This window comes from Citrobacter sp. Cpo037 (assembly GCF_030332945.1).
In the GTDB taxonomy this organism is placed as follows: Bacteria; Pseudomonadota; Gammaproteobacteria; order Enterobacterales; family Enterobacteriaceae; genus Citrobacter; species Citrobacter portucalensis.
Window position 1 is genome coordinate 1 of the sequence record NZ_JAOWGW010000035.1, and the last position, 19079, is coordinate 19079.

23 protein-coding genes are annotated in these 19079 nt (G+C 49.6%); 18 read left to right on the forward strand and 5 right to left on the reverse strand.

The window, feature by feature from the left end; all coding sequences use genetic code 11:
* The first annotated feature begins 85 nt into the window (after positions 1–85).
* The 3 genes from OGX94_RS02980 to OGX94_RS02990 are packed head-to-tail and all read left to right on the forward strand — an operon-like array spanning position 86 to position 2496.
* Complete coding sequence (locus tag OGX94_RS02980; protein WP_004189163.1) at positions 86–526, forward strand: transposase; 441 nt, start codon at positions 86–88, stop codon at positions 524–526.
* Positions 523–873: an IS66 family insertion sequence element accessory protein TnpB gene (gene tnpB, locus OGX94_RS02985; RefSeq protein ID WP_004189161.1), complete on the forward strand. Its 351-nt coding sequence runs from the start codon at positions 523–525 to the stop codon at positions 871–873. Before OGX94_RS02980 ends, tnpB begins: the two co-directional genes overlap by 4 nt.
* Before the next feature lie 30 nt (positions 874–903).
* Positions 904–2496, forward strand: a complete 1593-nt coding sequence (locus OGX94_RS02990; protein WP_004902302.1) for an IS66-like element ISKox1 family transposase — start codon at positions 904–906, stop codon at positions 2494–2496.
* 15 nt (positions 2497–2511) lie between these two features.
* Here the strand turns inward: OGX94_RS02990 and OGX94_RS02995 are convergent, their stop codons facing one another.
* The 3 genes from OGX94_RS02995 to OGX94_RS24920 all read right to left on the reverse strand — a co-directional run bounded on the left by OGX94_RS02995 (position 2512) and on the right by OGX94_RS24920 (position 5872).
* Positions 2512–4047, reverse strand: coding sequence for a DUF262 domain-containing protein (locus OGX94_RS02995; protein WP_286568686.1), 1536 nt, complete (start codon positions 4045–4047; stop codon positions 2512–2514).
* On the reverse strand, positions 4048–5508 hold the full coding sequence (locus OGX94_RS03000; RefSeq protein WP_129195543.1) for a DUF262 domain-containing protein: 1461 nt from the start codon (positions 5506–5508) through the stop codon (positions 4048–4050).
* A 238-nt stretch (positions 5509–5746) separates the two neighbouring features.
* Complete coding sequence (locus OGX94_RS24920) at positions 5747–5872, reverse strand: putative zinc ribbon protein (RefSeq protein WP_442781383.1); 126 nt, start codon at positions 5870–5872, stop codon at positions 5747–5749.
* An 813-nt stretch (positions 5873–6685) separates the two neighbouring features.
* Here OGX94_RS24920 and OGX94_RS03005 point away from each other — a divergent pair.
* Genes OGX94_RS03005 through OGX94_RS03015 form a run of 3 tightly spaced genes read left to right on the forward strand, consistent with a single transcriptional unit; the run spans position 6686 to position 10105 of the window.
* Positions 6686–7612 (forward strand): hypothetical protein, encoded by a 927-nt coding sequence (locus OGX94_RS03005; RefSeq protein WP_129195545.1) that lies wholly within the window; start codon positions 6686–6688, stop codon positions 7610–7612.
* A complete protein-coding gene (locus OGX94_RS03010) occupies positions 7605–8072 on the forward strand; it encodes a hypothetical protein (RefSeq protein WP_129195546.1) in 468 nt (155 codons plus the stop codon). Before OGX94_RS03005 ends, OGX94_RS03010 begins: the two co-directional genes overlap by 8 nt.
* Positions 8069–10105, forward strand: coding sequence for an ATP-binding protein (locus OGX94_RS03015; RefSeq protein ID WP_129195547.1), 2037 nt, complete (start codon positions 8069–8071; stop codon positions 10103–10105). Before OGX94_RS03010 ends, OGX94_RS03015 begins: the two co-directional genes overlap by 4 nt.
* Before the next feature lie 309 nt (positions 10106–10414).
* On the opposite strand, the gene OGX94_RS03020 is transcribed toward OGX94_RS03015, so the two are convergent.
* Together OGX94_RS03020 and OGX94_RS03025 are read right to left on the reverse strand one after the other, a co-directional pair.
* Positions 10415–10627, reverse strand: coding sequence for a helix-turn-helix transcriptional regulator (locus OGX94_RS03020; protein ID WP_129195548.1), 213 nt, complete (start codon positions 10625–10627; stop codon positions 10415–10417).
* 121 nt (positions 10628–10748) lie between these two features.
* The gene (locus OGX94_RS03025) at positions 10749–11327 is read right to left on the reverse strand and encodes a YagK/YfjJ domain-containing protein (RefSeq protein WP_268063731.1); all 579 of its coding nucleotides are present in this window, start codon (positions 11325–11327) and stop codon (positions 10749–10751) included.
* A 287-nt stretch (positions 11328–11614) separates the two neighbouring features.
* Here OGX94_RS03025 and OGX94_RS03030 point away from each other — a divergent pair, with 287 nt between their 5' ends.
* From OGX94_RS03030 to OGX94_RS03085, 12 genes are all read left to right on the forward strand, one after another.
* Positions 11615–12376 carry a ribbon-helix-helix domain-containing protein gene (locus tag OGX94_RS03030; protein ID WP_268063732.1) on the forward strand — a complete coding sequence of 254 codons (762 nt, stop codon included), beginning with the start codon at positions 11615–11617 and terminating at the stop codon, positions 12374–12376.
* Positions 12377–12497: 121 nt separating this feature from the next.
* Positions 12498–13361 (forward strand): GTPase family protein, encoded by an 864-nt coding sequence (locus OGX94_RS03035; protein WP_129195550.1) that lies wholly within the window; start codon positions 12498–12500, stop codon positions 13359–13361.
* A gap of 90 nt (positions 13362–13451) precedes the next feature.
* Entirely contained in the window at positions 13452–14273 is an 822-nt protein-coding gene (locus tag OGX94_RS03040; protein ID WP_047620706.1) for a DUF932 domain-containing protein, read from the forward strand.
* 216 nt (positions 14274–14489) lie between these two features.
* Complete coding sequence (locus OGX94_RS03045; RefSeq protein WP_268063733.1) at positions 14490–15191, forward strand: DeoR family transcriptional regulator; 702 nt, start codon at positions 14490–14492, stop codon at positions 15189–15191.
* A 40-nt stretch (positions 15192–15231) separates the two neighbouring features.
* Positions 15232–15468 carry a protein YpjK gene (gene ypjK / locus OGX94_RS03050; RefSeq protein ID WP_001144031.1) on the forward strand — a complete coding sequence of 79 codons (237 nt, stop codon included), beginning with the start codon at positions 15232–15234 and terminating at the stop codon, positions 15466–15468.
* Entirely contained in the window at positions 15468–15911 is a 444-nt protein-coding gene (locus tag OGX94_RS03055; protein ID WP_105607671.1) for a YfjS/YafY family lipoprotein, read from the forward strand. The genes ypjK and OGX94_RS03055 overlap by 1 nt, the downstream gene beginning before the upstream one ends.
* A gap of 23 nt (positions 15912–15934) precedes the next feature.
* The gene (locus OGX94_RS03060; RefSeq protein WP_053266281.1) at positions 15935–16402 is read left to right on the forward strand and encodes a YfjT/YkfB family phage-associated protein; all 468 of its coding nucleotides are present in this window, start codon (positions 15935–15937) and stop codon (positions 16400–16402) included.
* Positions 16403–16478: 76 nt separating this feature from the next.
* Positions 16479–16718 (forward strand): DUF905 domain-containing protein, encoded by a 240-nt coding sequence (locus OGX94_RS03065; RefSeq protein WP_053266273.1) that lies wholly within the window; start codon positions 16479–16481, stop codon positions 16716–16718.
* Positions 16719–16817: 99 nt separating this feature from the next.
* Positions 16818–17267, forward strand: coding sequence for an antirestriction protein (locus tag OGX94_RS03070; protein WP_129195554.1), 450 nt, complete (start codon positions 16818–16820; stop codon positions 17265–17267).
* An 11-nt stretch (positions 17268–17278) separates the two neighbouring features.
* Positions 17279–17758: a RadC family protein gene (radC, locus tag OGX94_RS03075; RefSeq protein WP_102217336.1), complete on the forward strand. Its 480-nt coding sequence runs from the start codon at positions 17279–17281 to the stop codon at positions 17756–17758.
* 13 nt (positions 17759–17771) lie between these two features.
* Positions 17772–18107, forward strand: a complete 336-nt coding sequence (locus OGX94_RS03080; protein WP_105607669.1) for a type IV toxin-antitoxin system YeeU family antitoxin — start codon at positions 17772–17774, stop codon at positions 18105–18107.
* A 67-nt stretch (positions 18108–18174) separates the two neighbouring features.
* Positions 18175–18495, forward strand: coding sequence for a TA system toxin CbtA family protein (locus OGX94_RS03085; RefSeq protein WP_053266278.1), 321 nt, complete (start codon positions 18175–18177; stop codon positions 18493–18495).
* The last annotated feature ends 584 nt before the right edge of the window (positions 18496–19079 follow it).

A 19079-nucleotide genomic window follows, 5' to 3' on the forward strand; every position in this document is an offset into this window, starting at 1 on the left:
GTAAGCGTCAAGTCACTGCCGCCTGTGATTCCAGTCCCGGGATCGCTAGCTTAGAGCTCCGTCTAATTTAGAAGGAGCTCTGTTTATGGAAAATGCTGCCAACTGGCGAACTGAATCGCGTACCGTCTATTCCAGTGACTTCAAACTTCGGATGGTCGAACTGGCTTCACGACCAGATGCCAACGTCGCACAACTGGCGCGGGAACATGGCGTTGATAATAATCTCATTTTTAAGTGGCTACGCCTCTGGCAGAGAGAGGGGCGAATCTCTCGTCGAATGCCTGCAACTATCGTGGGGCCGGTGGTACCTCAATCTCTTCCGGCTTCTCCGACTCTGTTGTCCGTCGACGTTATCAACGACCCGTTGCCCGCCGCAGAGAATGACACTCTGTGTACGTTCTCCTCCGCTCACGCCAGCGCCACTTCCTGTCATGTTGAGTTCCGCCACGGCAAAATGACGCTGGAGAACCCGTCGTCAGAGTTGCTGACTGTGCTGATCCGCGAACTGACCGGGAGGACACAATGATATCCCTCCCGTCAGGCACCCGCATCTGGCTGGTCGCCGGGGCCACGGATATGCGTAAATCCTTCAACGGGCTGGGCGAACAGATACACCACGTTCTGGATGAGGATCCCTTCTCCGGCCATCTGTTTATCTTCCGGGGACGCCGTGGCGATACCGTGAAAATACTTTGGGCTGATGCTGATGGTCTGTGCCTGTTTATCAAACGCCTGGAAGAGGGACAGTTCGTCTGGCCTGCTGTACGCGACGGCAAAATCGCGATCACCCGCTCACAACTTGCCATGCTCCTTGATAAGCTGGACTGGCGCCAGCCAAAAATATCCCGCCTTAACTCACTGACAATGTTGTAAAAAAATCATAACCGCATTATAAAAGCGGTTATGAATCACGACTATCTCGCCCGTATCGCTGCGCTGGAAGACGCGCTTCGCCAGAAAGACAGTCAGCTCAGTCTCGTTGCAGAGACTGAGTCGTTCCTGCGTTCTGCACTGGCCCGCGCAGAAGAGAAAATAGAGAACGAAGAGCGCGAGATAGAGCATCTGCGGGCACAGATAGAAAAACTGCGTCGAATGTTGTTCGGTACCCGCTCCGAAAAACTTCGCCGACAGGTTGAAGAAGCCGAAGCCCTGCTGAAACAGCAGGAGCAGCAAAGCGATCGCTACAACGGACGGGAAGACGATCCGCAGGTACCTCGCCAGTTACGTCAGTCCCGCCATCGTCGCCCGTTACCGGCACACCTTCCCCGCGAGATACATCGGCTGGATCCTGCGGAAACCAGCTGTCCGGAATGCGGCAGCGGTATGGCGTACCTCAGCGAAGTCAGCGTGGAGCAGCTGGAACTGGTCTCCAGCGCCCTGAAAGTGATCCGCACGGTCAGGGTGAAAAAGGCCTGCACCCGATGTGACTGTATCGTTGAAGCACCTGCGCCATCACGTCCCATCGATCGGGGTATCGCCGGGCCGGGTCTGCTGGCCCGCGTGTTAACGGCCAAATACTGCGAACACCTGCCGCTGTATCGCCAGTGCGAAATCTTTGCCCGTCAGGGCGTGGATCTGAGCCGGGCTCTGCTCTCCAACTGGGTGGATGCATGTTGCCGGTTAATGGCCCCGCTGGATGAGGCCCTTTACCACTACGTGATGGACTGCCACAAACTGCATACGGATGACACTCCGGTTCCGGTGCTTGCACCGGGCAGAAAGAAGACGAAAACCGGGCGTATCTGGACGTATGTACGTGACGACAGAAGCGCAGGTTCATCAGATCCGCCAGCGGCATGGTTCGCCTTCTCGCCAGACCGGCAGGGAAAACATCCTCAGCAACACCTTCGCCACTATCATGGTGTGCTGCAGGCGGATGCCTTCGCAGGCTACGATCGGTTGTTCAGTCCGGAACGTGAAGGAGGGCCGCTGACAGAAGCCGCATGTTGGGCCCATGCCCGCCGAAAAATCCATGATGTCTATATAAGCACTCACACAGCGACAGCGGAAGAAGCCCTGAAACGTATCGGTGAGCTGTACGCGATAGAAGAAGAAATACGCGGCCTCACGACAGAAGAGCGTCTGGCAGCCAGACAATCGCAAAGCAAACCACTGCTGGCATCGCTGCATGAATGGCTGGTAGAAAAAAATGAGACGCTGTCGAAAAAGTCCCGTCTGGGCGAAGCGTTCGCTTATGTCCTGAACCAGTGGGATGCGCTGTGCTACTACTGTGAAGATGGCCTGGCAGAGCCTGATAACAACGCTGCCGAACGAGCCCTTCGTGCCGTCTGTCTTGGGAAAAAGAATTTTATCTTCTTCGGCAGCGACCACGGTGGTGAGCGCGGAGCCCTGCTGTACGGACTGATCGGGACGTGCAGGCTGAATGGTATCGATCCGGAAGCCTACCTTCGCCATATCCTGAGCGTACTGCCGGAGTGGCCCAGCAACAAAGTGGCCGAACTGCTGCCATGGAACGTGGTTCTTACCGATAAATAACCGTCAATACGGCGCTCACTTAACGCTTACGATCAGTGGCTGTTCACTGCCACTGCAAAGCAAGTGATTGTCCAGATATTGCAGGTATCGGTGGGCACCTTCACCGCCATGGTTTAGTAGGTAACTAAGCAGGGGAGTTAGCCAGTAATGGGTGGTCAATTGCTGTGAGTGATAGAGCATGCTTTGTAACATAGCAAACCCGCTATCGGCATCACGGCTAGCGCGAATAAGGCTTTGGTAACCGTTCCGATTTTCATTCACTCGGAGGCGACGAATACCATGACTTTCTTCATTAGCATCATCGCTAATCCATTTGATGATATGTTTGTCAAACAGATAGCGGCAACGCCACAACAACTTGATAAAGCGACGTATCTGATTGGCTTGTTCTGATTTCTCACACTGGGCTAGCCCCGCCAGCCAATGAGTCTGGAAGATCTGTAACAGCTCTTTGTCTAGGATTTTGCTGATATCATCGCGTTGCTGATGTAACAGAAAAAGGCGTAAAACATGCTGTAAGAGCATGGAAAAGCCGATAATACTGCGTACATCATCGGCTTCATAAGCCTCGTTATTTTCAGAAGCATTGTTAGATGGCTCCGTCAGGAGTGTCTCATCATTGAGGATATCGTCTAATGAGTGGTGTCTGAGGTCTTGTTGTGTACCTAATTCCAGCAGTACGTCACGTATAACCAAGGGATCAGAGAGCATCTCCCGGTCTCGTTTAGCATCCTCGACATTATAAAGCGGGATCAGCTTTATTCCTTTAACGGTACGTAGGTTCTTTTCGACATAGGCCCCCATAAATGAGCAGGCATCCCACATCTGGCCATAGGCTTCGCGCTCAGCGCTATCTGGCAGTAACGCCAGCAAGCGAGCTTTCAAAATTTCATGGTGCTGCAGCTGCACACCGCGATTGTTGATGACTTCAAACAACTTGTTAAGGTCCGTGTTGGCCGGTACCAGGGTCAATACCAGTTGAACCCGATCACGGATGAACGTACCCAATTTGACAAGATCAATCCGGTGGGTGTCATCCGTTCTATGGGTGAAGTAACCCTCCATGACCTGCATCGCATAACTCAACGCAGCGGCCTTTTGCTCATCAGATGCAGCTCGGCCATCAAGTAAGGCTGCAAAAAAACGGCTTACCTCAGGGCGAATGGCAAACCGAATCCGCGGTTCACGACTATTTCCCAACTGGGCATAAAGAAAACAGGAAAGGGGGTTTTGGCTTCGCTCACTGTTTTTCGATGATGAGAGCAGGCGCTCAATTACTACGCTAAGCAACCACAAGGTGGTAAAACGTTGCTGACCATCAATCAGATCCAACAAGGGGTGCCCAGATTCTGTCCTTCCTTGCTCAATCACCAGCGTACTACCCAAGTAAAATACATCCTTGTCTGCATTACAGGCGGAGACTAGATCATCAAGTAATACTTTGATCTGGTCACTACCCCATACATAGAGGCGTTGATAGATAGGAATATTGAAAAGTCGTTTTTCATCAATGAGTTGAGCCAGTGACATTAATTTTGATTCATATTGCATCTACTTTTCCATCCCTAGCCAACGTTTAAGTACCCAACTGTCACCCTCAGGGATACCATCAAGATTGAAATAATCCAGCAACGCATTAAGGTAACGCCCCTGTACGCCCTTAGATAGGACGATGGAGACAGCCTTCCCGTATCCCTTACTACGTTCGATTTCAGAACGTAAGAATGTCATCACCTCTTGTGGGCGATAGGCCCCACATATCTCATCAAGCAGATTGTAAGGAGCGTCACGTAAGTACTTGAGTGGTGATTCTTTAAAGATATAACTTTTCTCCAAACGTAATCCCCCCAACACTAGTTCCAAACCCACTGCAAAGGCTAATAGATGTTGATAACCAAAACGGTCGACATACATCAGAAGGGCCAAGTTAAAGAGCTCCTGTAAGTAATAGGCATTAGCACGTACCACACGCCGATAAAATTCTCGGAATGCCTCTAATTCGTGGCAGGTATTCTCTTTGTACAAAAGATCATCAAGTAAAGAGGCATATTTTTGAGCGTAAAGGAAAAAACAGATGCCTTTATGAATGGGCTGGCGCAATGTAAATGGTAAATTAGCCGCGCTTCCACTAATTTGTAAGGGGTTCAATGCCAAGCGATAGTCATCGCTGCTTTGCAATTTGAGGGAATTGGCAAATTGATTGTGATAACCCGGATAGAGCGGGATCTCATCAATCTCACCACCACCAACACTCTGTTGTTGAAAGGCTTCCAGCAGACTATCGTGATCTTCACGCTCCATTTGCTTATTACCCCGCCAATTGCGGGCACGCCACAAATAGTACTGAAACAACTCGGGTGCAAAATCTTGCTGTTCACAATCCTGCCGCCTAGGGCCTGCCATTTGAACATGCTCCCAACGTCGAGCACAGATTTGCTGCAATGACTCGACATGCTGTACGTTGGGCCCGTTCACAGCCCGCAGGTGATAAGCTTTGAGCAAATCAGTCGCTTTAAGTGGTACTCCGCGAAAATTCTGAGTATCAAAAAAGGTAAAAGCGAGATCTTCGCGCTCAACTGTGATCACCGTAAAACACAATTGCTCAACGATGGATGGCTCTAGAGCTGACTCACGATGTTCGCTCATTAGCTTGCGTGCTACTCGCAAATTACGAGCTGAGATGGGAGAGCGGTAATGAAATTCTAACCCTTTGGGTAATTCATTGTGCAAGGCATGATACAGCACTGCTAGGGTACTGAGGCGCTGTTGGCCATCGATTACAAAGCGGGCTTTTTTTTCGTCATTCCGATGCAGCAATAGGGTACCTAGATAATAGACTTTCTGCCCATTGCCGTTGTGCCTGAACTCGTCCAAATCCTCCAGCAACTGATTGACCTTGTGTCTGTCCCAAACATAGGGTCGTTGGTAGTGGTCGAGCTGTAAAGTTGCTCCATTGCTGCACAAAGTGGCAAAATCCATCATGCAGACCTCGACGGGCTGCTTAATCGTCATGACTGTGGCTCCAATGGCTGCTGGGTAAGATCACTTAGCGGTTTTTCTTTACCATATCTTGATAAATAGGAAGCAATTTCCAGCAGCTCTTTTTTTGATGTCCTCATGTCCGCTCCCTATGAAACATTTTTACATCCCCATCGTTGCATGACATTATTGAATCAAGGAATGATAATGAACATATAATTTTTTGTATCAATGTGAGCTTATCCAACATCGTTTGATATGGCGCTAACATTTAGAAGTTTAGGGGGTTATTCCTTCTGTACATCCCACTGCCGACAGTAGACCTCGTCTTACACACTTGGCATTTTTTCTCACCGCGAAAATCTACGCTGCACATGACGCACTGCCAGTCACGCATCGGCAATAGCGACACCACGCCATTCAGAACCGTCTTCAGGAACTACAATAGGGCCTGAGTTTTTGTGCTTTCCTCCAGATAATCATAACGGGCGATATGTTCTGGTTTGATGTCAGCTCCGATATGTCTGAAGCAGGCTTTCTAATTGAGAGTGGCGGGATAAAAGGCGGTCGAGTGGCATAGATGGCAGGTATAACGGTCGTAAGGGAGGCTGTGCCGTTTAAGTACCGGTCAGATGAGCGTTGCCGCCGAGAGTGATAAAGAATTTAGCAAACATAAACAGGCTCCTGCAGGCAGGCGCAAGCCGCCCCTGAAGCGTAGTGACCGGATGCGTCTATGCTGAGTTGATGATCAGCCAAAGCCCATCTCGGTTAAGGTAATGGCAGAAACCTACATTCCGCCTAGATAACTGTTTTGAAGAATGGGCGAGTGGACCACCACCATTACCGCTAACATATCCTTAACTCGCACTTTTTTCCTTAGTCTGATATCCATCAGCAACACGAGGACATTTTCATGATGATACATACCAGGTTATCTCAGTATGACTCAGAACATAGTTGCCCTAGGAACAGATTGGTAAACTGATTGACAACAATATCCTTTCACCTTTAATTACATGTATTAAAGATTCGATTTTGTCGGTAGTGCGATTTAATTAATTGCTAAAGCCTGCAGTTGCTGAGCTCTGAAAAGGTCATGTATGAAAAGAATATCAGTTGAATTTGGTACCACTCTTGATGTTTGCTTGAAGCTTCTGCTTCGGATCAACGCACAGCATCGACTTTTCATCATATTAGACCAAGGCGACTGATGTTCAACACCAAATTCGGGCCATTTAACGGATCTACCTGGGAAAGTCTTTGTCAGCAGGTCTTTAAGCGGAAGTATCAAGCTGAATGCTATCAGCAGATGCCAGCATCTCCAGGAGACTACGGCATAGAGGGCTACACCTCAGACACTGGGTGGGCATTTCAGTGCTATTGTCCTGAGAAGCACTACGAACGCACTGAGTTGTATGATAAGCAGCGCGACAAAATTACTACTGACCTTAGAAAGCTGAAAGATTACGCGCAGGAACTTCAAACACGACTGGGAAGCACGAAGATTTCTCGATGGGTGTTTGTCACTCCCGAGATAGATCGTAATGCGCTCCTTGCACATGCAAAGGCCAAGGAGGCGGAAGTCCGTGCTTGGAAACTGCCCATCCTAACCGATGACTTCACAGTATTGCTCCACGATGGCGATCACTATTTGGTCGAAATTAATGAGGTACGCGCTGCCTGTGGAGAGGCTTTGGTCTTCGACGACACAGCACCAGTCCTGGCTGCCTTAACTGGTCAGCAAGAACAGTACGAGATAAACGTTCATCGTAAGTCAGGCTATCGACTCGCCGAAAAGGCTCAGGTGCCGGACTTTCAGACTCGCGTACAACTGCTTAGTCAGCGCACCATTGAGCAGTTCCTTGAGGCTGACGGATATTTCCGCCGTGTCGCATCAGCGTCACCAATCACACATGTGCGACTTATTCGCCTTATCAACGAGTACGAACAATACGTCATTGAAACTTCAGCTACTTGGTCTGGAACCGCAGAAGAGTTGACTATCCAAGTTCGTGATGGATTGGCAAAGATTATTTCCGACGAACTCGCACCTGAGTTTGATAAGGCCAACACTTTGAAAGTGGCAAGATACATGACCGCTCGGTGGTTGGCAGTCTGCGAGTTGGACTATGGTTGAGGTCAAGGAGCAAAAACGGCTTCGCTTCGAACGGCGACCGTCACCAGTATTAGCTGAACATAGGCCTATGTATAAGATTGGGCAAGTGTTGCTTATCCTGTCTCTGGCTTCTCGCGGAGGGAAGTCAAGTTTACCGCGCCTGCAACTATTCAACTGGGCTATGAAGTCGACCAAACGCCAGCAACAGTTGGTCCTAGCTGTTGAAGAGAAAATCTTGCAAGTTCCCGCATGGGGTTTCGATCCTGCATTAGCTATTGCTGTTCGACTTGCCATTGCGGAAGGCTTAATCATTGAAAACTCCACTGGCTATGAGATTTCGACGGCTGGGAAAGTCTTTACCAAAGAAATATTGAAAGACTCCAATTTGTTCGGACGCGAGCGTTCGTTTCTATCTGATATCGGAAAAGGGCTGACAGAGAAAATGATCGAAGCAACTGCTAGTGGCTGGGAGGCACAGTGATCATTCGTGGCGTAAAATTCAGGGCTACCACTAATGAAGGGGAATATGGGTTTAGTTTCAACTTTGCGCGGACTCTGACCATCATCCGGGCCAAAAATTCAAGCGGGAAAAGCACATTATTCAACAGCTTGCTCTACGGTCTAGGCATGGAAGAACTTGTTGGGGGTAAAAATGAAAAGTCCCTTCCCTACGCCCTCAAGGAGTATATCGAATACAATGATCGTCGAATCCTAATTACAGCTTCGGAGATGATGCTTGAAATAGAGAGTCGCTCTGGAGAAATAGTTACGCTTCGACGTGCAATCAGGGATGCGGTGAGGGACCCTAGGCTCATTGAGGTATTTGCGGGAGCTCATTTAACTGAAAAAAAAGCATTTGGCGAAGCCAGGCCTACCTACGTGCACGATGGCGGTGGTGCTAAACGGCCCGAGGGTTTCCATCTTTTTCTTGAGCGTTTCTTGGATTTGAGTTTGCCGAGAGTGCCAACTACGAACGGTGGTGAGGCAAAGCTGTACCTACAGGTGGTATTTGCAGCTTTAGCCGTGGAGCAGAAGCGAGGATGGACAGACTATATCGCGAACATTCCGTTTTTTGGCATTCGTGATGCGCGAACCAGAGTGGTTGAGTTCTTGCTTGGTTTGGATGTATTCGAGACGAACGCTACACGCAATCGGCTTAACGTCGAATCGGTTAAGATTGATGCTGACTGGCGCAAGCTTTATTCGGAGTTGCTACAAGAAACGAGTCCGCTTGGAACTGCAATCTATGGCGTTTCCTCAATCCCTTCGGCTCTCTTCAAAGAGGATGAGGCAAGCATCAGAAAACTGGCTGGCAATTCATCTGTTCCATTGAACGAGTACATCAGCCAACTACGATCCGAGTACGCTACCTTGCAGAAACAGGCTGAGCAGTATCATAAGACCTCTGGGGGCGAGGCGATTCATAGCGTTACAGTTGCTATGGACGAACTGCAGGAACTTGTTATGTTGCATGAGCGTGCTACAACCTTCTACGCGGAGCAGCGAAGATCCCTGAAGGATTACGAGAATCTGCTCGTCGAGGCTAACGAGGACCTGGAACGGAACAAGACAGCAGCGAAGCTCCGTGACTTGGGTGCGAAGTACGATGTGGCGACCGCTATTGGTAAGTGTCCTACATGCAATCAGCCGGTTGACGACACACTTTTGGCCGGGGCAGTGACTGGTCCCCAAATGGACTTAGCGGCCAATATCACCTATTTGGAGAGCCAACGTCGTATGCTTATACGTCAGATTGCTGGCTTGAAGAGTGGTTTGCAGGCGACTGACCTTCGAGTAATTGAGTTGGCTGCTCGTATAGCTAGCAAGCGTGACCTACTCGTCGCAATGCGCGGTGATATAACATCTGGAGCATCGGAGTCGAAGGCAATCGTGCGTCGGCAGGTTCAGATTGAAGTTGAGGTAGAAGCGCTTGAGAAGCTCCAGATCACATCTATGGAGCTGTTAGCAAAATTCAGGCTGATTGCAGAGCGCATGAGCGTCAATCAGGCGACAAGAAGAGGCATGCCAAAAGAAAACTATAGCGAGGCAGACATCGAGCGAATCCGCCGCTTCCAATTAAATTTCAGAGCAAATGCTGGATCGTTTGGCTACGAAAGTGCTCCGATTAGAGAGATCGAAATCAGTAAGGACACGCTCATTCCATGCCTAGCCCAGATGGCATTAAGGGAGATACGGACTGACATTAAATCGGACTCTAGCGCCAGTGACTTTGTTCGCCTCATCTGGAGTTACTTGCTTGCCTTGTATCAGACCTCGACCATACCCTCATCCCTCGGAAATCATCCTGGCCTGTTGATGTTTGACGAGCCAGGACAACATTCAATGGCGGTTGGCAGTCAGCATGCTCTTCTCAAGCAACTAGCAAACGAAGCAAGCTTGCAGAGCATCGTCGCCGCCTCTTTCGATGAGTCGGAAGAAGTGTTCCGTCAAGCAACACAAGGCGTCCAATACACTCTCATCGAATGGGATGGCAAACTTTTGCAGCCCCAGTAAATGTGATTATCCTTTTTTCATCAGTGCCCATCATTCAGCCTTAACACCACATAGAAAACCCAATCTTTTGATTAGATTGGGTTATTCTTATCATTTTTTCAGTATGCCGTTTGCTGTTGATTAGAGTGTTACCTAACTGAATCATATTGGGTGGGTTAAATGTATTTTTCGTTGCTGACTCTGTTCCACTCGATCACTCGCTTACGCCAATGAATGTCGATTGCTTGGGTGAAATCGGGTCGAACCCGCTTAGCGCGAGCTTCGCACCACTCTGCTGATTCTCGGCGGACCACTATAGCCTAAGTCGGGCTAGGCTGAATTTCGGGATTCGTCAATACGGTAATACAACCATTCTTCCAATTCGCTTTTTAACCAACGGGAAGATCTTCCCAGCTTAATAGGTTTAGGGAATGCCCCATCCTGTATCAGCTTATAAAACCATTTATCGCTCAGGCCAGTAAGCTGGGTAATGAATTTCATATCAATGAATTGATCTTCAAGTAGTGCAGGTTTTGTATACATGATGATGTGTTCCGGTTAAGGATGAATAACCGGAGCCGTTAGTAAACTAATGGTTACTGCCAGCCCCTCCACATCAATGGCTTCTGTTGTAAAAAAACTTCGGCTCAATGTTTACCTGTTGCTATTCCTTCCTGGGCCTGCCTCTACGGCTGCGTGGTGGTATAGCATTCATACCTGCAATAACACCCCGGGACTTCTGTTCAGACTTGGCCAAGTAACTGATTACGTAACGTAGTTCATCTACTGCTTGCCTATTGCGGTGATCCACTATCGTTCCGGAATTCGCAACGAAATGTTTTTTCCGTACACACAGATGAAAGAGACCTTCATCGTCAGTCAATCTGCGCCATTCTTCCCCTATCGCACGCGAAGTTGGATAACATTTCCGATGCTTCTGCCCATCAAGATAAATCATGGCATGCACATGCAATCCCTTACGCTGCCTGTATTCAATTACCCAGTAGTACCCAATAACCATCTTTCGGCCAATTACCAGGTCCATCAGGTGCTGTATCTCGCCCTCCATCTCATCCATGAGATTACGCTGCGAGCGTTCACTTCCTTGTTTCCAGCCAAAATCCATACGAAAAGCCAGTAAGCGGGAATAACGCTCAAACATTTCATCCAGGTGGTGGTTTATATCTTCGAGAAGAAAACGATGCATAGGGTAATTGGGGTTGGCATTGTAGGGTTCTTTCATGATCTATCCTCAAACTAAATGGGGTTCAATAGATAGATGTGTGATGTATTTTTTATACAGGGATGAGTATCGATTACAGGAGGGGGATGGTTAACTCCGGGTGATAATACTAATTAACCTTAATTCAGTAAGAACAGATGGTTTCAGGGATTCTATCGCAGGTTCGCAGGGTGGTCTTACACGGGAAGAAATGTGTGCGCGAAATCTGAAGTATTGCAGTGCGATCTGGCGCTTTACTGGCCTCCGTGATAGGTTGTTATGCATAATCAACAAAATGCATAACAATTATGATAAAGAGAATAACATTTAACATCGATGATAATTTAACGATTGATTCAATCGACAGGTATGCCGAATCCAATGGCACGTCACGTTCGAAAGTAATATGTGAGTTATTACGATCCACTGCACCTATTCTTGATTTTGTGACATATCAAAATAGAATTACTCAGGAGGTTGAAAGCAGGCTTTTTAGCATGTTTTATCATGAGGTCCGTCACTTCGAAACGCAGCAGCATAAAGATGATTCCACGCTGAAGTATCTTCATTTGCTGTCTGAGAAACTTGTTTTTCGTATTCGATCTGAACCAATAATGTCCTTTTCTCTTCCAATGTTTGATGAATGGGATTCTTACAAAAAAGAATTTAAGGCAAAGATAGAAGAAAATATTGAAGTTCATATGCCAGAAGATGACGGTATATCTAAATATATTTACTTATGCATAAAAAAGCATCCTGTTGAAAAGTTCGAATTCGATTTAATCCAGATAACAATTCCATTTTTCATTGTTGACAAGTATTTGTTTGATATCCAATCAATCTGCTTTGTTCGCGCTATTGATTTTTGCAATATTGGAATTAAAGAATACATGCAGAGAAATAAGAGGTATCTGCATACAGCGTATCTTTCATGGGTTCCTGTTGCGGCCTTTCGGGATGGGTTTATTTTTGTTGCAGCTTTGCACATCGATAAAGCGTTGCCTAATCAACTGTATCCTCCTAAAGCCACCATTAACCTTCCTTACGAGTACTGGAAGTATTTAGGATGATTCAATAGAAAATCATCATTCAAACCATATTCAGATATATATTATTTTCATGAACATACCAGCATAACGGCAGAACTTCACGGTCCTGCCGTTTTTAGTTTTATTTATTGCAGGAGTAATCATGAATAACCCACGAGGTTTAGAGTCACTAAACCATACTCTTTCCGACCTACCGCAATGGGTGTCTGAGCGTATATTGCAGCAGATAAATCAGTTAACCCGCTACGAGCCAGTGATCGGCATTATGGGTAAAACCGGGGTGGGGAAGAGTAGTCTGTGCAATGCCCTGTTTGCTGGAGATATATCACCGGTCAGCGATGTGGCTGCCTGCACCCGTGAACCTTTGCGATTTCGCCTGCAGGTTGGCGAGCGCTATATGACCGTCGTGGATTTACCCGGTGTAGGCGAAAGTGGCGTTCGCGATACCGAGTATGCTGCGCTGTACCGAGAACAGCTTTCTCGCCTCGACCTGGTGCTGTGGCTGATTAAGGCCGATGACCGGGCGCTGGCAGTGGATGAACACTTTTATCATCAGGTGATTGGTGAGGTATACCGGCATAAAGTGCTGTTTGTTATCAGCCAGTCGGACAAGGCCGAACCCACCAGCGGTGGGGGACCATTGTCTACGGCGCAGAAGCAGAATATCAGCCGCAAAATCTTTCTGCTGCATGAGCTGTTCCAGCCTGTGCATCCAGTATGTGCGGTGTCTGTCCGTCTGCAGTGGGGACTGCGGGTGATGGCCGAGCGGATGATTAAGTGTCTGCCACGCGAAGCTACCAGCCCGGTGGTGTCGCAACTACAGTCTTCCTTTCGCACGACGGTAGTCCGGGAGCAGGCTCGTAGCGATTTTGGTGAAACCATCGGTGCTGTACTCGATAGCATCAGTGCCTTTCCCCTGATACCCGCCCCGGTGCGGGCCGTCATTCAGGCCATGCGCACCACCGTGGTGTCAGTGGCCCGTGCCGTCTGGGATTTCTTCTTCTGAGTATTTAACCCATCCCTGTTATTTCCCTATCCCTGTCGCCGATGCGACGGGGATTTCTTTATTTGTTTTCCCGTTATGAGGAGTCTGCTTATGACCCGTCTGGCTTCGCGCTTTAGCGCCGCAAATCTTATCCGTCGTGACCGTCCGTTAACCCGTGAGGAGCTGTTTCGCGTGGTGCCCAGCGTATTCAGCGAGGACAAACACGAGTCCCGTAGTGAACGCTACACATACATACCCACCATCTCCCTGCTCGACAGCCTGCAGCGGGAAGGCTTCCAGCCGTTCTTTGCCTGTCAAACCCGTGTGCGTGACCCGGCGCGTCGTGAGCACACAAAGCACATGTTGCGTCTGCGTCGGGAGGGACAGATCACCGGTAAACAGGTCCCGGAAATCATTCTGCTTAACTCCCATGATGGCACCAGCTCTTACCAGATGTTGCCTGGCCTGTTCAGGGCTGTGTGCCAAAACGGTCTTGTCTGCGGTGAGTCGTTTGGGGAGGTGCGGGTGCCGCACAAGGGGGACGTAGTAAGTCAGGTAATAGAAGGGGCGTATGAGGTACTGGGGATTTTTGACCGGGTGGAGGAGAAACGGGATGCCATGCAGTCGTTGCTGTTGCCATCACCGGCGCAGCAGGCACTGGCAAAGGCTGCCCTTACATATCGCTTTGGTGAGGACCACCAGCCGGTGACTGAGTCGCAAATACTCTCCCCGCGCCGCTGGCAGGATGAGAGTAACGACCTGTGGACCACATACCAGCGTATTCAGGAGAACCTGATTAAGGGCGGGCTCAGTGGTCGTAATGCCAAAGGGGGACGGTCACATACCCGTGCTGTGCGTGGCATTGACGGGGACGTGAAGCTCAACCGTGCACTGTGGGTGATGGCGGAAGCGATGCTCACGCAACTGCAGTAACCGCTTTATGTTGCCGCATTGTTAATGTCGGACACCACCTGTCCGCATTGCACCGTGCTGGCGGTCCTCACTCACCGAGGGATGGCCTGTAACCCCCGCCGTCTCTGGCTTTTGCAGAAATGAAAAATAGTTTCTGCGGTGTCCATACCCTGTCCGCCCCCTTATTTAAAGTAATCACATCATTTTCAGTCAGTTAACTTTCACGGAGAACGTCTCATGACACAGGCAGAACGCCGCCATGACCGGCTGGCTGTCAGACTGTCACTGATAATCAGCCGTCTGGTGGCGGGGGAAACGCTGAGTGTGCGTAAGCTGGCCGCTGAGTTTGGTGTGTCGGTGCGCACGCTGCGGCGTGATTTTCGTGAGCGGCTGATGTATCTGGACCTGGAGTATCAGTCCGGATATTGCCGCTTACGCACAGCGGGCAGTGAGACGCAGATGGTGCCCGACGTGCTTATCTTTGCCCATCGCAGCGGGATGGCCGGTCTTTTTCCTGGCTTTGACCGCCGCCTGGTGAACGCACTGCTGATGTGCGATGAGTCTCCCTGCGTTATAACACCCGCCAGTCCTGTTCCTTCGCCATCAGGCGCATTGTCTTTCTGGCGACTGATTCAGGCCATTACGGGGCGCAGGCGGGTAACGCTGATTGCCGAGGAGCAGCGCTGTGAGCGGCTGGCTCCCTGTCGGTTACTCATCCACCAGCAGGCCTGGTATCTGGTGGCAGAGCACGACGGACATATCGCCGTATTCTCCCTGGATGAAATCCATCTGGTTCTGCCCCTGCAGGAGACTTTCCGGCGTAACGACAGTCTGTGTCGTCTTGTTGAAGACCCGGGCTTTATTCAGTCCTTACCCCATTTTCGCTTTATCCAGCAGTCACTGCTTACGTTTGTTCCGGCCAACAGCTCACCAGAATAGCGCAAGCGTTGTTATCAACCCGGCAACAGGGAGGAGCCCTATGCCCGTTATTGCCATTATCGCCATTGTTGTCATCGTCATCATTCTGAATAAAACCGGGGTGTCCGACAGTCTCGCGGCCCTGACCCTTGCCACTGTTGCCGCACTGCTGACGGGAGGTGGCGCAGCCGGTGCTGCCAGTGTCGCGCTGACACCGTTCGTCGGCGTGCCGGTGGGTATTTTCGTCGGCATTTATGTATTTGCCAAAGTGGTACGTCTGATTTCAGGGAAAAAATAATGAAATGTAAAACACTACCTCTGCTGGCGATGGTTGCCACCACTCTGTTTCTGAGCGCCTGCGATGACAGGAGTGATGACCTGAAAGCTATCAGTAAATTTAAGGACCTCACGCCTCCGCGCTTCAGCGATGTGGTCAGTCGGCAGGATGATGTCAGCGAAGAATGGTCACAGGTTGGCTTTTCATCAGGTCTCACCCTGCAGGTCTTACGTACCCGTGAGTCGCCCGATGGCTGCGAGGGCGGTAGTTACTACTACCTCGTGGATATGCAGGAAAAAACCGTCCAGCCGCTGATGAATGCGCTTTGTATTGCCGACAATATCAAACTGGAATACCACGAGGTTACGGACCCGTATACCAAAGAAAGATACTTTGAGTACGCCCATGACGGCAAACTGATGGGTCGACTGCTGATACCCTCGAACCCTGACAATCAGGAATAAAAACAATGATAAAGGAGAGAGAAATGACAATACGTTCACTAAGCCGATTTATGCTGGCGGGTGTACTGCTCGCGAGCTTTAATGCCTCTGCGATCCCGGGGCTCTGGCAGCAGGGTTACGGTCAGGGCAATACGGAATACAGCGTCACGGATGCTAACGGGCAGACCTTTACCATCAACTGCACAGGAAACCCGGACCAGAATGGTTTCTATCAGCATTCAGTCTTTCTTACCCTTGCTGGGGACAAAACGGTCAGCTCACATGATGACAATACTGACATCACCGTGGTGATGGACCATAAGCAATATGCCGTTCCCTCAACACTTGGATGGCGTAACGGCGATAACGCCTGGTTTGACTTCATCATGGATATCCGTAAGACCGGGCAGTTTGACGTTTACGTCAATGACCGTAAAGCGGGGACTTTCACTGTGGACCTGAAGAACGCAGAGAAAGTTCTACCCATTCCCGGAGACTGCAGTAACGACTGACAGCCGCATCTTCCCCCGCAAACTAACCCCGACAGCCACTAGGCTGCCGGGGTTTTCCTTTATCAGGAGCCTGCAAATGTCCCCATCAGTGTTGCTGCCACCGGGACCGTTCACCCGGATACAAGCGGAAGTTGTCATGGTAACGTATCGCAATATCACCATTGAAGACGACCAGGGTAGTCACTTCCGACTAGTGGTTCGTGACCCCGAAGGCCTGATGGTCTGGCGGGCATGGAACTTTGAACCTGACGGCGGAGCTGGGCTTAACCTTTATATCCGGCAGTACAGCATTATAAAGCAGCCCTCAGCACTCTAATTGAACGCGCACTTAACGTGGCATCACGCTTCACACCACATCATTTATTCCCCATCACGCCAGCCTGAGTTGCTGGCGATTTTATTCCCGGAGAACACCATGACACAACACACCCTCATCCTGGCTAACGAGCCACAGTTGATTATCACCGCTACAGCTGTACCCGATGAACAACGTATCGGCTTCTGGCCACAACACTTTGGTTCTATTGCGCAGTGGATAACGCTGGAACCACGTATTTTCGCCTGGATGGACCGCTTCTGTGATGAGTACAGCGGTGGTATCTGGTCCTTTTACACGCTCAGCAATGGCGGCGCGTTTATGGCCCCTGATGCTGACGTTGACGATAAATTGCATCTGTTCAACGGCATGAACGGCAATGGTGCGCAAATGAGCGTGGAAGCTGCAGGTATCGCAGTCTGCCTGATTGAATACAGCCATCACGCCTGTCGCACCGAATGTGATGCCATGACTGAACACTATTACCGACTGCGGGATTACGCTCTGCAGCACCCTGAATCCCATGCCATTCTTGCCATCATTGATTAAGGGGTTTTGTCATGGAGAAACAACTGACTCTCTTTACACCGGAGCTGCCATTGACCTCACTGCGCACCATCAAACGAGCCCTGAGTCTGCTTGACCAGCACCTGCGCGAACCCGGTGTGGCGTTTACTTCCACGCAGGCTGCTCGCGACTGGCTCAGGCTGAAGATGGGAACCCTTGAGCGCGAAGAATTTATCGTGCTGTACCTCAATAACCAGAACCAATTGCTTGCCCACGAAACGCTTTTTACCGGCACCCTCAGCCACACTGAAGTTCATCCCCGCGAGGTGGTGAAACGCGCCCTGTACTTTAACGCTGCAGCAGTGATATTTGCCCATAACCACCCCTCAGGAGAGGTTGCTCCGAGCCAGGCAGACAAAGCCATCACCCAACGGCTGGTACAGGCGTTGATGCTGGTGGAGATCCGGGTCCCCGACCACCTGATAGTCGGCGGCAGGCAAATATTCTCATTCGCCGAACATGGTCTTCTTTAACAGGAATAAAATTATGTATAAAGACGCTACACCAACCTGGGGGCTTAGACGAGATATCACTCCGTGTTTCGGAGCCCGACTGGTGCAGGAAGGTCATCGCCTGCATTTTCTGGCTAACCGGGCAGGATTCACCGGCTCATTCAGTGAGGTGCAGACCTTACAACTGAATGAAGCCTTCCCGCATTTTGTCGCATATCTGGAGCTGATGCTGCTCTCCTGCGAGCTGAATCCCCGGTACGCGCACTGTGTCACACTGTACCGTAACGGGTTGACTTGTGAAGCAGATACGCTGGGCAGTCATGGGCACGTGTATATGGCAATTTATCCCTCAAATCAGGTTAAAGACTGATCTTCAGCAGCATCTCAGCTTTGTAAGCCTTCAAATCTTCCGTTCCTTTATTTAAGAGACTCAACATATGCAAATCTCAACTGTACCGGCCACGATGCCGGTTTCGTCACGCCTGTCGCCCGTGCAGGTCTGGCAGCAATTGTTAACGTATCTGCTGGAGCACCATTACGGCCTGACGCTCAACGACACACCATTCCATGATGATGCGGCCATCAAGGAACATATCGAGGCGGGTATCACGCTTGCTGATGCGGTGAATTTCCTGGTGGAACGTTATGAACTGGTACGCACTGATCGCAAGGGGTTTACGTGGCAGGAGCAGACACCATTTGTAACCGCTACAGATATTCTCAGAGCCAGAAGAGCTACCGGGCTGATGAATAAGTAAATTCTGCGAGCTTCATTCCTGATTTTTACCTACGCGCTTTCTACTCTTCTTATTCATCGCATAACACGCCTGCCACTTACGGCAGGCGTGTTTGCTTTTATGGATAATTGACGATGCAAACAGAACCCGAGGTATTAAGCGAATTCAACGAACGGATGAATGATATTTTGGAGAAGCATTAATCGGGGATGCTGTCATCATGTTAGAATCTGGTTGGATCAACTCCTTGGTTTTGCCCCGATTCGAGTCCCAAAATCAATGATTTAATGTGTTGGTATCGATGTTGGTACATTATCCGGATGTTATTTTTTATTGCTTTTAAATCAAAGGATTAATAATTATGTGCGAGTCCGGCCTTCGCACCATTAGTACTTCCAAGACCATCCGAGAAAGTCCAGTAAACCCTTTAAAATCAATGCTTGCAGCGATTTTTACGTCCTGAGTCGTCCGAGATAGTCCGTTGAAATCCGGATGTCATTGGGGGCATAATTGGGGGCATCTTAAATGCTACGCATGGATAATGGTCCGGAATTTATCTCACTTGCACTGGCTGAATGGGCAGAGCAACATGCAGTAAAACTGGA